Origin of the sequence: Psychroserpens mesophilus (genome assembly GCF_050617655.1) — a bacterium.
GTDB lineage: Bacteria > Bacteroidota > Bacteroidia > Flavobacteriales > Flavobacteriaceae > Psychroserpens > Psychroserpens mesophilus_A.
In genome coordinates, this window is the sequence record NZ_JBODQC010000434.1 from 1 (window position 1) to 242 (window position 242).

Genomic DNA, 242 nt, shown 5'->3' on the forward strand with positions numbered 1-242 from the left:
GACCGGGCGACTATGGATGGGATAGCCATTTGCCACCGGGATTTCCGAGACGGGCACCGGGAATACCGCATCCAGGGGATGGCCCGGGCCGGCGACCCCAGGCACCGGCTTTCCGGGGCCGGCAATTGCATCGAAATTGCCACAGGGGCTGTATTGCCGGAAGGAGCGGATACCGTGGTGCGGTACGAAGACCTCCTGAGTTCAGCCGGGGCGTTTACCATCCAATCCGATCCATCTGAAGG

The 242-nt window shown here is 62.8% G+C and carries 1 pseudogene; it reads left to right on the forward strand.

The features are described from left to right. Positions 1-12 precede the first annotated feature (12 nt). Positions 13-242: pseudogene (locus tag ACRHNM_RS17895) on the forward strand (molybdopterin molybdenumtransferase MoeA); the annotation flags it as partial.